The following is a 12,427-nucleotide window of genomic DNA, read 5'->3' on the forward strand; positions in this document are numbered from 1 at the left end:
CCGAATTATAAGGGCTTTCATTATTAGAATATTCACATTTTCGGTATTAATCGGGGTTAAAAGCGAACATTTCGGATATTTTTTGGGTATTTGTATTGAAATAACGAATTATGCTTTATGGATCAGCATCAGATACGGGTGCGATGCAGGCCGATTTTTTGTTATACTGTATGAAACGAAACTAATGATTGGAGCATAAACTATGAAATCAGAAAAATCGTGCGGAGCCATCGTGCTCTCCCCGGATAACACGAACCGAAAAGTATTGTTGATCAAACACGAAAACGGCGGCCATTGGGCATTCCCGAAAGGCCATGTTGAGGACGGCGAAACGGAAGTCGAAACGGCATTGAGGGAAATCAAGGAAGAAACCGGCTTGAGCACCGATCTAAGCACCACCTTCCGGAAATCAATCAGCTACTCCCCGGCTCCTGACGTAATGAAAGAAGTCGTCTACTTCATCGCCTTTGCTCATACAGAAACGATTGAAAAACAGGATGCCGAAGTCACCGACTTCGCCTGGATGCCGTTCAACGAAGCGTTGCAGGCCATCACCTATGACAACGACAAAAATATCCTGCAGTCCGCCATCGATTTTATTGAAGGAATGAAAAACTAACAGTGAGTAAAGAAGGGCCGCCTCATTTTTTTGAGGAGGCCCTTCTTTTCTTTCAAATTTCAGTAATGGTTGCTGCTCCGGCGAACGACGGCTTAGTCGGAGGTCTTTATGTTCTTCGAGTATCCTGCTCCGGCGAGCTCTGCGCCACCGTAGGACCGGATCGATTCAAATCCCCTTCTCCGTCCAACACCAATCTCGCCGGAGTTCAAGCCACCAAGCCACAAATCCGTAAAATCGCAACAACTCCTACAAACCTATCGTCTCCCGAAAGTGTGCAACAGCACCGATCAGGTTCGCATCATTCCGGAAAGCGCAGACTTGGATGTCCGGCTCGACACCTTCTGCGCCATGTGCATTTAGATGGTAGGCTGTCCGTTCCCGGATGCGCGCGATCAGATCCTCGCGGACGGAAATGCCGCCACCGATTATGACACGATCCGGATTGAAGCTGACTGAGAGGTTATAGATGCCGCGCGCCAAAGCATCGATCATGCCATCCACGTATACAACAGCCACCGGTTCTCCTTCTTCCGCTTTTTCAAACAGATACTTCCCGTCAGCCACTCCGTCTGGCAAACCCATCGCCTTTCCATAGCGCTCTGCGACTTGAACAGGACTTCCCAATCCACTCAGCGTATTCTCCCCATCAAGCAGCATGTAGCCGAACTCGCCTCCGAAGAGATTTTTACCTTTGAACAATTGGCGATTCAAGATCACCGCACCGCCGATGCCGGATCCGATGACGATGAACAACGCATGTTGTACATCCTTCGCCGCACCCAGCCATACTTCCGCCAAAGCCGCACAGTTCGCGTCATTCTCGACGGAAACCGGGTTGCCAAATAAGGTTTCCCACTCCACTTTGATCGGGAAATGATGGATGTACGGCACCGCACTGATGCCGCCAATGATTCCCGTATCGCTGTCGACAGCTCCCGGCGAACTGATTGCGACACCTTCAATCGAACCGGCAGCCGCAAATCCATCAAATACTGATTTCATCTCGGCTTTCATCGCATTCCAGGTTTTCGGTGTCCCAAAAGAACCTTTGCCTGTCAATGCATCCCCTTGCCATAATCCGAACTTCACGGCGGAACCGCCGATATCAAATACAACTATACTCATACACACACGCTCCGTTTACATGATGATCATATTCTGAATGTGTGCCCAACTTGCTTTTGCACGACAACCAATCAATTCCGGGTCAAAACGATTTCGACGGAAAACTTATCATAACGATGGATGGAAGTGGAAAACTCAAATGCACTGCCGGTATCCAGGTAACCCACCTGTTCGGCAACCGCAACAGGATCGCCTTTCTCCAAACCGAGCTCCTCCGCTTCAAAATCCGTGGCTTTGCGGACGGATACCGTCCGATGCGCACTTTGAATATTCAGATGGAGATCTTTTTCGATATACTCATAAATCGAACCCTTAATATTTTTTTCCTTGATATTCGGGATAACATCGATCGGCATATACATTTTTTCCATCACGAATGGTTCATCATCCACATAGCGGACACGATGAATATCGTATACGAAGCTATCGGCGGCAATATTCATTTTCTTTGCGGCGACATCCGGCACCTTCACAACTGAAAAGTTCAGGATTTTACTGAAGACTTTTTTGCCGGCGTATAGAGCCGATGTCCCACGGAATTGGTTCGCCATTGCAACACGCTCGATTTCATCCGGGTTCAAATCTTTCACGAACGTACCGGATCCTCTTCGTTTGATGATCAGCCCTTCCGACACCAAAATGTCCAATGCTTTTTTGACCGTCATTTTGCTGGCACCATAATGGACACACAAATCTTTTTCAAAAGGGATCTGTTGGTTTGCAACGTACTCCCCTTTCAAAATTTTATTCCGGATATCATTGGAAATGATGACATATTTTTGCATATTTTCGCACTGCTCCTCTCGATAACAGCTTTCGTGAGAAACATCAAAAAAAGTAGATTTTCGCACAAAAAGTCTATATCTTTAGTATAACGAAAACATGACTTTCTGACAATCTTTCATTCTCTAGAATACTGCTTGCGCAGCGTCAAAATCCAAGGCCGGTTCTCCCCACTTTTCAACAATGGCATCCGGAACTTCCAGTTTTCCCACTTCGGATACTCCTTTGAACCAATAGCCGGACTTTTTGATTGTCTTCACTTGGGTGTGGATATTGTTGGAGATAAAGCCATAGCGATTGCGGTAGGCATTTCCCCACGACCAACAATCGATTGGTGTCCACAGATGATATCCGAAGCAGTTCGAGCCTTCTTCGATTCCTTTGGCCACCCAGTAAAGATGCTCTTGGATGAATTGGATGCGGTAGTCGTCCTCGATCATGCCTTCCGTATTTAAATAGCGTTCTTCCCGGGAAACCCCCATCCCATTTTCCGAAACGAACCAAGGGATATTGCCGTAATTGTCGCGGATATTCAAAGCGATGTCGTACAAGGCCTGCGGATAGATTTCCCACCCCTTGTCCACGTTCATCCGGCGGCCGGGCATTGCATACTCCTCAAAATAGCGCGAGGGCATCCAGTCCACAGCTAAGCTATCCGCAGATACGGAAGGCCGTTGGACGCGGTTCGGATGGTAAAAATTGACGCCGAGTACATCAATCGTATTTTCACCGATCAACTGCAGCTCCTCCGTTGTCGCATTCCACAGGACGCCATCCTTTTCGAACGTAGCCACCAGTTCTTGCGGGAAAGCGCCTTTTACGGCCGCATTCAGGAACATATCGTTCATCCAGAGATTGGCGAAATTTGCCGCAGCAAGATCTTCCGGCTCTTCCGTGGCGGGATAGGATGGCGTCAGATTCAGGATGATACCGATTTTCCCAGCTGGATTCGTGTTTATTTCCCGGAAAGCTGCGATTGTTTTGGCCGAAGCTAAAGCGATATTGTAGGCTACCTGCACCGCTTTTTTGCCGTCGACGATTTTCGGATAATGGAACTGGTACAGATAGGCACCATCCACAATCACCAATGGCTCGTTAAATGTGAACCAGTCTGTCACTCTGTCGCCGAACAATCGGAAACACTGGGCGGCAAACTTCGCGAACAGATCAACCACGTGCTTCGATTCCCAACCGCCGTATTTGTTTTGCAGTTCAATCGGCATGTCGAAATGGAATAAATTCATGACCGGTTTGATGCCTTGAACCAGACATTCGTCGATGACGGCATTGTAGAAACGGACCGCATCCTCATTGACGGTTCCTTCCTCCAGGTCATCGATCAGACGCGACCATTGGATCGATGTGCGGAAAGAATTTAGGCCGATTTCTTTCAGCATAGCGATATCCTCTTTGTAGCTGTTGTAGAAATTTGAAGCCGTGTCCGGTCCTACCTGATCATAAAAAGCATCCGGCTCCACTTCGAACCAATGATCGAACACATTGGCATGTTTTTTGTTGAAACGTCCCTCACTTTGGGGACCGGATGTGGCCGCTCCCCACCAAAAATCTTTTGGAAAATCAATTTTCATTATCCGTCATCCTCGCTCTTGTCTATTTTTTGTAAATGATAAAGCTGGCTAGAGAAATCTCCCGGCATACTGCGACCCCAATAATCCTGTGCACGCCCGATGTAGTTCCCGCCAAGCACAAGGCCGATCTGCATCAGATCATCTCCATAACGGGCAAGCTCTGCTCCATCGATTTTGTAAAAAGCATCCGTGTCAAGTCCTTCCAGCAAGATCCGTTCATAGGCTGGGTTCGGCTTCGCCAACACATGGTAGACGCCGACCAACGCTTCCGACTTGTCGGAAGCAACGACCATCCAGGCAGTCGTGTTGCTTTCGAACGGACTTTCCAGTCTGTAGAAATCGCCCTGATGGATCAGCGGCTGCCAACGTTTGACTTGCACAACCTGTTCACGAACAATCTCCTTTTCTTCATCAGACAAACTTGTGCTGTCCATTTCATATCCGAAGGTCCCGAAAGTCGCCACATCACCACGCATTTTCAAGGAAGTCATGCGGGCGACCTGATGATTCGGCACCGCCGAAACATGGCTGCCGATTGCAGACAAGGGATAGACCATCGAAGTACCGTATTGAATTTTCAAACGCTCAACCGCATCGGTGTCATCACTGGCCCAAGTCTGTGGTGCGTAATACAGCAAGCCCGGATCGAAGCGCCCACCTCCGCCGGCGCAGGATTCGATCAGTAGCTCCGGATACTTGTCGAGGATTTTTTCGTAAAGCGCATAGACGCCCAGAATATAGCGGTGCATCACTTCCCCTTGCTTTGTCGCAGTCAGGGATTGCGAGTAGGCTTCTGAAATGTAGCGGTTCATGTCCCATTTGACATAATCGATCGACTTACTGTCGAGGATTGCATCCATCTGATTGAAGACGTTCTCCACAACTTCCGGACGCGAAAAATCGAGCACATATTGGTTGCGGCCATGCGAGATGTTCTTGCCAGGGTGCCCGATTTTCCAATCAGGATGGTCCTCATGTATCGGTGTACCGACCGATACCATCTCCGGTTCGAACCAGAGTCCGAACTGCAAACCTAGCGAATGGATTTTTTCGGCTAAGCCTTCCACTCCGTTCGGCAGTTTTTTGGGATCGGCCGTCCAATTTCCTAAGGAGCTGGCATCGTTGTCGCGCTTGCCGAACCAGCCGTCATCCAAAACGAACAGTTCGATGCCTAACGCTTTCGCATCGGCTGCCAGTTCCATTATTTTTTCTTCATTGAAATCAAAATACGTCGCTTCCCAGTTGTTGATCAGGATCGGCCTCTTCTTACCGGACCATTTCGGACTGATCAGATGCTTCCGGTAAAGGTCGTGGAAAGTTCGGCTCATCCCGTTCAGACCGGCATCACTGTAAACCATGACTGCTTCTGGAGCCGTAAAGGCAGCACCCGGCTCCAATTCCCAACCGAATTGATGCGGATTGATCCCCAGCATCGCTCGGGCTACATGATAGGGATCGACTTCCACTTGCGCCAGAAAATTGCCGCTGTAGACGAAGCTGAACCCGAATACTTCCCCTTGCTGTTCGTTCGTATTCTTCTTCGCCAAGGCAAAGAAAGGATTGTGCACATGGCTGCTGGCGCCGCGCGTACTCGACACGCTCTGCACACCCGTCATGAGCGGTTTGCGTTCCAGGTGCGCTTCCCGCGCCCAAGCGCCGTGCAGATGGATGAAATCATAATCATCCGTCGGCAGATCCACACTCAGGCTCATCAACCGTTCCAGCTGGAAAGTCTCCTCGCCGGTATTCTCGATTTCGGCATGGCGTGTCAGCGCGCTGAGCTCATGGAAAATCGTGTAGGACAACGTCAGGATAAGATCGGAATAGCGATCCTTCAGAAGGATTCTCAGGGTCGTCGCTTCCTCTGCACCCGCGAAAGTTGCCGGCAAATCTGGCAGTTTCTTTTTCCCTTTTTCGACTTGATAGGATTGATACTCGAATTGGCTGATCCTATCGCCTTCCGGATAGCGGATTTCCAGACCCGGATAGCGGAAATCAGTCGTTCCGTATACAGGCATTTCCTGTTTGACGTGTTCCAAGGAAGTCGTATGATCGCCCGTCACTTGATTGTTCGACGGACGCACCTCCCTTTCGATCAGGTGCCCGAACGACTCGCGGTGCTTTATCGTCTTCCCCGCATACAGTTGCTCCAAGGTGTTTGTCTGTTCCATCACGCGGAAGATGTAGCTGATATTGCCGTTCGTCAGATGGAATTCTTTGTTGGTTTCATTGATGTGGATGTAGTTTGTCACGTTGAACCTCCTGTTTAAATTGATGACGAGCGGTCAGCACTCCGAATTAGGTTGAACCAGCCACAATTTTTGGCTGCTTTTTCTGTTGCCCCATTCCTTTGGTCAACAACCACCAGTAGATACTCGGAACTAGGAAAACAAACAGAATGAGATTGAAGAAGCCAATCAAGAGCGCACTGACTGAAAGAACTAGGAAGTACAAGCTCTTCGTTGGATTGCGGAACATGTGATCCAGGGTGTGAGCATAGAGCAATCCGTTTGACAGAGTCCGCTCGTTCTCTTTATCCAACACGACGAGCGTCACCAGGAAAATATGATACAACACGAATGCCGTGGTGATCATTATCCAGAGAAAGAGAGTCATCTCAGTCCCTTTACCTTTGCCGATAAGCAGGTAGCCAGCCAAAACGACGCTGAACAACACACACCAGATGAAAGAAAGCAGTTTTCTGTACGGCAAACTTTCTATTTTTTCTGCACCGGTTGGCTCACCCGATGAAAGAAACGCCATCAACCTATCCGCAGCGACCACGAAACCACATAAGCCCCCTGATGAGAGGATTGTCTTCCAATATAGGAGTGACCCGATAACCAAACGATATACCTGCTCGACAAAGCGTACGATTCTTGATTGTTTTTCCATCATCCTGCTCCTTTCGGCTTTATTTCACAGATCCTGCTACGCCGTTATAGATATATTTCTGCAAGCTGACGAACAAAATAAGAATCGGGACGATCACGATCATGACACCAGCCAGAATGACTGGCCAATTGGTTCCGTAAGGTCCTTTGAAGGCAAACAATGCAGTGGAAATGACCTTCAGTTCGCGAGCCGGCATATACAGGAATGGGTTGTAGAAGTCGTTGTAGACACCCACACCACTGATGATCAGCATCGTCACAATCGGCGCCTTCAAATTGGGCAAAATGATTTTCCAGAAAATTTGGAAATGCGACGCCCCATCAAGATAGGCTGATTCGTCGAGCGATACTGGAATTTCGTCCAGATACTGCATAAAGATGTAGATGGAGATGACATCCGTACCCAAATTGAGGACGATGACGGACCAGATCGTGTTGAACAAGCCCATGCTTTCGATAATCTGGAAAGTAGCTACTTGACTTGTGATGCCAGGAATCAGCATCGCTGTCATGAATAAGGTAAGAATCAGCTTCTTGTAACGAAAGTCGAAGCGATTCATCGCGTAGGCGAACATCGATCCGAGCGTCAACTTTCCGACCATGCTGACAATGAAGATGAAAAATGTGTTTTTGAAGCCCGTCAGCATCTGACCATTCACAAACGCTGTGACATAATTCGAGAAATCCAGTTGCTGCGGCAAGGCCAAAACGCCAGACGTCAGGAATTCTTCATTGGATTTGAATGATCCGATCAGTACGACCAACAAAGGCAGCACCGCCGCGATCGCCCCGATCAAGAGGATTGTATATTTGAAAAAATTCCCGATTGTCCAGCCGAATTTCCGGCCTTTTTTCATGATTTTTTGCGTTATCTCTGTCATTTCCATCGTCTACCTTTCCTCCTTTACAGCCAGCTTCTGGACAACCGTAACCACAATCACGATTACAAGCAGGATGATACCCATCGCGGATGCCAAACCGGTTTTGTTGTACTTGAACGCCGTGGCGATTGTTTGGATGACGAAAGTCGTTGTTCCGTTCGAGCCACCCGTCATGATGTATGGGATATCGAATACGCTGAGCGACCCGCTGATTCCGAGAATGATGTTCAAAAAGATGATTTTCTTGATGCTAGGAACAATGATGTAACGGAATTTATCCCATTGGTTGGCCCCATCGATTTCAGCCGCCTCATAAATTTCCGGATTGACCGATTGGATCGCACCAAGGAAAACCAGGAAGTTGAAGCCGGTATAGCGCCAAACGGAGGTGAACGCCAGCGAAATATTGTTGATGGAACGGTTTCCCAACCATAATTGGATCTGATCCTCCAATCCAAAGAACGTCAGGACCGTATCCAAGGTTCCCCCACCTTTGTAGAAATAGAGGAAGATGAAGCCAATCGCCACTCCGTTCAACAGATAAGGGAAGAATAATATCCCTTTCCAAAAATTCGCAAATTTCACTTTAAAAGATAGGATCGTAGCGAACAATAGCGCAATGCCCAATTGGAAAAAAGTAGCGGTGAAATAATAGAAACTGGTTTTAAATACGGAAAAATACTTTGGATTCGTCAAAACGGTCCGGTAATTATCCAATCCTACAAAATTTGGATCGGGCGTAATCCCGTTCCAATCGGTCAGACTGTACTGGAACATCTTCACCAACGGATAATAAGAAAACAGCAGCAGTAAAGAAACCGGAACGATCGTAAATAAAAAGATGAGTAATTTTTTCTCAGCTTTTTGACTTAAATTAATTCTATGCACAGTTTTTCCCCTCCATTTACAAAACAAGCGCCCCTATCCAGGACGCCTGCTTCCATCAATCAGTTGCCGCTGACTTCTTTAATGGCGTCAGCCCAACGTGCATTAAAGTCTGCCATGATTTCTTCAAACGTTTCATCCGTATTTCCGATGGCTGCATCGATGATCCGTTGTTTCTCCAAATCTGTCGCACCAACACCCAATTCGGACATATTATTTACGTCGGAGAACAAGGATTCTTTGCCTTCAGGAGCAGCGTTTTCCTCCAATAGGACAACCCCTGCTTCTTGGCTGGCTTTCAGAGAAGCTGGGTAGTCGCCGCCTTTGACGGCTTGCAACCCACCGTTATCCACTGCGTAATCCGATTCATTGATCAACCAATCCAATAGCGTACGTGCTGCTTCCTTATGCTCACTATTGACATTGATGGCTAAGTTATAGTCACCGCCGACACCCATATATTGCTTACCGTCAGTTGCTGTAACAGGGAATGTTTGGAAAGTAATGTCTTCTTCATGCCCTTCGGCTAATTCCTGAATCTGCGGCACAGCCCAGCTTCCCAGAACCATGACCGCGACGTTACCACTAGCCAAATCCAGTTTCGATTGTTCCCAATCTGATGTTGTAGGATCTGCTTCGATTAATCCTTTTTCAGCGACTTGGAAAAGCACATCATAAATCGTGTTCATGGTGTCTCCCGCTTCGAAAGGAGCTGAATCTTCCGCCATCTTCGTCGTCACATCCGGATCACCTGATACCCCAGTCCGTGTGAAGTCCCAGTTGGAAAGCGTCCAGCCTGCCGCGTAATTCGTATACAAAGGTGTCACTTCAGGATTGGATTCTTTGATCGTTTCCAAAGCCGCGACGAATGCTTCCGGTGTTTTCGGGAATTCGGTGATGCCTGCATCTTCAAACACTTTCATGTTGACGACCATCCCAGTAGCATTCAACTGCGTAGGAATACCATATTGCACGCCTTCAAAGGAGCGATCGTTCAAGCCCATATAGGTCTCGCTCAACTCCGCTTTGTCACCCAAAGGTTCAAAAAACAGCTCGAAATCGGTCGGTGAAATGTCAGCCGGAAGCATCAACAGATCGCCGTATTCTTCTGTGTTCATACGCGTTTTCATCTGTCCTGCGTAATCGGTCATCGTTTCGATTTCTACTTTGATATCCGGATATTTTTCATTGAAGGCTGTCATGTATTCATCCCACTTGCCGTTTTCTTCCCAGTCCGTTTTATGGTTGATGAACGTGATTGTTTCGACACCTTCTTCATTGCTGCCCGATTCCGAAGCTGCACTGCCACAAGCAGCCAATACCAACAATGATGCGATCGTCAAACCAGCTTTGCCAAAAATTGTATTTCTTCTCATCTTTAAATCCTCCTCAAATTTTAGTAAGCGTTTACGAATACATATTATCACTTTTATTTTTAAATGTATATACTTTTATACGTAAAGTTATTTATTTTTAAAATAATTCCTTACCGTTTCCTCTGCCGGCTTCCCAAAAAGCGCATAATCGCTGTCTTTGTTGTACTCTTCCAATGGATAGAGGTGCGCTTTCCAGTCCCATAATCCAAAACCTCCGACCCATTTATGCCGCGTAGTCTGTTTGAACATTTCTTCATACCATTCTTTCTGCTCGCTCAAATCAACGCTGCCTTCCAGTTCCCAATTGTTTGGCAACCACTTGGCCCCCTTCCTACTGGCACATCCCACCTCACAGAAGAAAAATGGCTTGTTGTATTTTTCGACCACCTGCCCGATCCGCTGCAACTCCTGTTCCCACCTATCGATTGGATAATAGCCGGAAGATGAGATGACATCGACCGCGTCCCACCATGCGACATGATCCTCCTGATACTTGTCACAGTTATAGGTGATTTCACCCCGATATTCTTTCCGTACTGCAGCAATAAGTTCGCGCCACTGTTGCTCCCGTCGATCGCTGTTGACCAGCTCACAACCGATGACGAGCATTTCACACTTTGTCTCTTCCGCGAGAGCCGCGTAATGGCTGATGAAATCGGTATAGGAAGCGAACCAGTCCGACCATTTCGGCTCGCAAGGTACATCGTGATCAAAAAAATTGATGTGCGCGCGCCACATGCCATCAATTACGTTGACCATCGGCTTCAAAATAACCTTCAACCCCAGCTCATGGGCATAAGCGATCATCCCGATCACTTCCCGATCCGACAATACGGAATCGGCCTGCCACTCTATTTCCGTGGCATGGATGGTTGGCTGTTCCACAACTACAGCCAAAATGACATGGTCGATTGCACAGCGCTCCTTCAACAACCGCAAGGATTCGAACGACTCATCCTCCTCCCACTCCCCGCGCCGACTCATAAATCCGAACGTGACCCCTTTAATGAAATCCATAATATTCTCCTTTATATATTGACATATTAAATTAAAAGTATATATTTATCATTGTATGCGGTATCATCATTATTCATCATAATGACAGATTTGTAAAGAACTGATATGTCTAACTTTTGGGTACATGATGCGAATGAAAATTTCCAGCTATTACTGGTAAAAAAAATTGGAGGATACAGGATGGATTATAAGGATTATCAAGGAAGCGGCATACGCCCGCGGGATTTTGATACGTTTTGGGACGCGGGTTTGCGCGAGATGGAGAGTCTGCCGCTCGAATACAAGTTGGAAATAGAAGTAATCCCATCAGAAGTGGCTACTTTTTATCACTTGACGTTCATCGGTGTCGGCGGCGCTGACGTGCATTGCCAGCTAGTGACCCCTAAGTCTACGGTAGGCAAAAAATTAAAAGGGATGCTGCAATTCCATGGCTATCACGGCGATTCAGGGGATTTCCAGGATAAAGTCGGCTGGGTTGCGGAAGGCTTCGTTGTGTTGGCGATGGATGCCCGCGGTCAAGGCGGTTTGTCGGAGGACTGCACGAAGACAAAAGGTGGCGTCATGAAGGGGCTGATTATCCGCGGCATGGAGGAAGGCAAAGAAAACCTCTATTATCGGCAGGTTTTTCTGGATACCGCTCATGCAGCACGCATCCTCAAATCATTGGATTTTGTCGATGAAACCAGAATCTACGCGCAAGGCGCTTCACAAGGAGGCGGTCTGACGGTCGCTTGCGCCGGATTGGTGCCGGATCTGTATCGGATCTACGTCACCTACCCGTTCCTGTCCGACTACCGCAAAGCCTACGCGCTCGGCGCTCAGACTTCGGCATTCGAAGAGATTCCATACTGGTTCCAATTCCGCGACCCGCTGCATAACCGCGAAAAGGAGGTCTTCGATACCCTTGAATACATCGACATCCAGCATTTCGCCCCGCGCATCCAAGCCGAAGTCTGTTGGGTCGTAGGCCTGCAGGATGCAGTTGTCCCTCCGATTACGCAGATGGCTACCTACAACAAGATCAATGCAAAAAAGCAGCTCATTGAGCTGCCGGAATATGGGCATGAATACTTGCCGAAGGTCAGTGATGAGTTGCGCGGGTATTTTGTGGAGTAAAGATAAATATTAAAAAAAAACGAGGCAACCTCAAACTAGAATAGTATTTTCTAGTTTGAGGTTGCCTCTTCATCACTGTATTCAATGCTTCGAATCTGACCAAGATTATTCCCGAAGTTTTTACGTTGCCAGTTTTCGTACT

General features: G+C 47.7%; 11 protein-coding genes. 2 read left to right on the forward strand and 9 right to left on the reverse strand.

Features of this window, described 5'->3' with window-relative positions; genetic code table 11:
- Window positions 1-202 precede the first annotated feature (202 nt).
- On the forward strand, window positions 203-619 hold the full coding sequence (locus tag TES5_RS00840) for a bis(5'-nucleosyl)-tetraphosphatase (protein ID WP_068558774.1): 417 nt from the start codon (window positions 203-205) through the stop codon (window positions 617-619).
- Window positions 620-865: 246 nt separating this feature from the next.
- Here TES5_RS00840 and TES5_RS00845 read toward each other — a convergent pair whose 3' ends face one another.
- The 9 genes from TES5_RS00845 to TES5_RS00885 all read right to left on the reverse strand — a co-directional run bounded on the left by TES5_RS00845 (window position 866) and on the right by TES5_RS00885 (window position 11,169).
- The gene (locus TES5_RS00845; protein ID WP_068558776.1) at window positions 866-1,744 is read right to left on the reverse strand and encodes an ROK family protein; all 879 of its coding nucleotides are present in this window, start codon (window positions 1,742-1,744) and stop codon (window positions 866-868) included.
- Window positions 1,745-1,815: 71 nt separating this feature from the next.
- A complete protein-coding gene (locus tag TES5_RS00850) occupies window positions 1,816-2,529 on the reverse strand; it encodes a GntR family transcriptional regulator (protein WP_068558777.1) in 714 nt (237 codons plus the stop codon).
- Window positions 2,530-2,652: 123 nt separating this feature from the next.
- Window positions 2,653-4,116, reverse strand: a complete 1,464-nt coding sequence (locus TES5_RS00855; RefSeq protein WP_068558779.1) for a glycoside hydrolase family 1 protein — start codon at window positions 4,114-4,116, stop codon at window positions 2,653-2,655.
- Window positions 4,116-6,368 carry an alpha-galactosidase gene (locus tag TES5_RS00860; RefSeq protein WP_068558781.1) on the reverse strand — a complete coding sequence of 751 codons (2,253 nt, stop codon included), beginning with the start codon at window positions 6,366-6,368 and terminating at the stop codon, window positions 4,116-4,118. The genes TES5_RS00855 and TES5_RS00860 overlap by 1 nt, the downstream gene beginning before the upstream one ends.
- Before the next feature lie 46 nt (window positions 6,369-6,414).
- Window positions 6,415-7,011 (reverse strand): hypothetical protein, encoded by a 597-nt coding sequence (locus tag TES5_RS00865; protein WP_068558783.1) that lies wholly within the window; start codon window positions 7,009-7,011, stop codon window positions 6,415-6,417.
- A 19-nt stretch (window positions 7,012-7,030) separates the two neighbouring features.
- Complete coding sequence (locus TES5_RS00870; RefSeq protein ID WP_068559329.1) at window positions 7,031-7,867, reverse strand: carbohydrate ABC transporter permease; 837 nt, start codon at window positions 7,865-7,867, stop codon at window positions 7,031-7,033.
- A 33-nt stretch (window positions 7,868-7,900) separates the two neighbouring features.
- Complete coding sequence (locus tag TES5_RS00875; protein WP_068558785.1) at window positions 7,901-8,779, reverse strand: carbohydrate ABC transporter permease; 879 nt, start codon at window positions 8,777-8,779, stop codon at window positions 7,901-7,903.
- Between the two features lie 59 nt (window positions 8,780-8,838).
- Window positions 8,839-10,152: an ABC transporter substrate-binding protein gene (locus TES5_RS00880; RefSeq protein WP_068558788.1), complete on the reverse strand. Its 1,314-nt coding sequence runs from the start codon at window positions 10,150-10,152 to the stop codon at window positions 8,839-8,841.
- Between the two features lie 87 nt (window positions 10,153-10,239).
- Window positions 10,240-11,169, reverse strand: coding sequence for a glycoside hydrolase family 113 (locus TES5_RS00885; RefSeq protein WP_068558790.1), 930 nt, complete (start codon window positions 11,167-11,169; stop codon window positions 10,240-10,242).
- Window positions 11,170-11,349: 180 nt separating this feature from the next.
- Here TES5_RS00885 and TES5_RS00890 point away from each other — a divergent pair, with 180 nt between their 5' ends.
- On the forward strand, window positions 11,350-12,285 hold the full coding sequence (locus TES5_RS00890; protein WP_068558791.1) for an acetylxylan esterase: 936 nt from the start codon (window positions 11,350-11,352) through the stop codon (window positions 12,283-12,285).
- Window positions 12,286-12,427 lie beyond the last annotated feature (142 nt).

Source organism: Trichococcus sp. ES5 (genome assembly GCF_900067165.1).
Lineage (GTDB): Bacteria > Bacillota > Bacilli > Lactobacillales > Aerococcaceae > Trichococcus > Trichococcus flocculiformis.

Bases quoted from the DNA above. Each gene is read 5' to 3' on its own strand.
- TES5_RS00840 (WP_068558774.1), top strand. From the start codon at position 203: ATGAAATCAGAAAAATCGTGCGGAGCCATCGTGCTCTCCCCGGATAAC.
- TES5_RS00850 (WP_068558777.1), bottom strand. From the start codon at position 2,529: ATGCAAAAATATGTCATCATTTCCAATGATATCCGGAATAAAATTTTG.
- TES5_RS00890 (WP_068558791.1), top strand. From the start codon at position 11,350: ATGGATTATAAGGATTATCAAGGAAGCGGCATACGCCCGCGGGATTTT.
- TES5_RS00845 (WP_068558776.1), bottom strand. From the start codon at position 1,744: ATGAGTATAGTTGTATTTGATATCGGCGGTTCCGCCGTGAAGTTCGGA.
- TES5_RS00865 (WP_068558783.1), bottom strand. From the start codon at position 7,011: ATGGAAAAACAATCAAGAATCGTACGCTTTGTCGAGCAGGTATATCGT.
- TES5_RS00885 (WP_068558790.1), bottom strand. From the start codon at position 11,169: ATGGATTTCATTAAAGGGGTCACGTTCGGATTTATGAGTCGGCGCGGG.
- TES5_RS00855 (WP_068558779.1), bottom strand. From the start codon at position 4,116: ATGAAAATTGATTTTCCAAAAGATTTTTGGTGGGGAGCGGCCACATCC.
- TES5_RS00870 (WP_068559329.1), bottom strand. From the start codon at position 7,867: ATGAAAAAAGGCCGGAAATTCGGCTGGACAATCGGGAATTTTTTCAAA.
- TES5_RS00880 (WP_068558788.1), bottom strand. From the start codon at position 10,152: ATGAGAAGAAATACAATTTTTGGCAAAGCTGGTTTGACGATCGCATCA.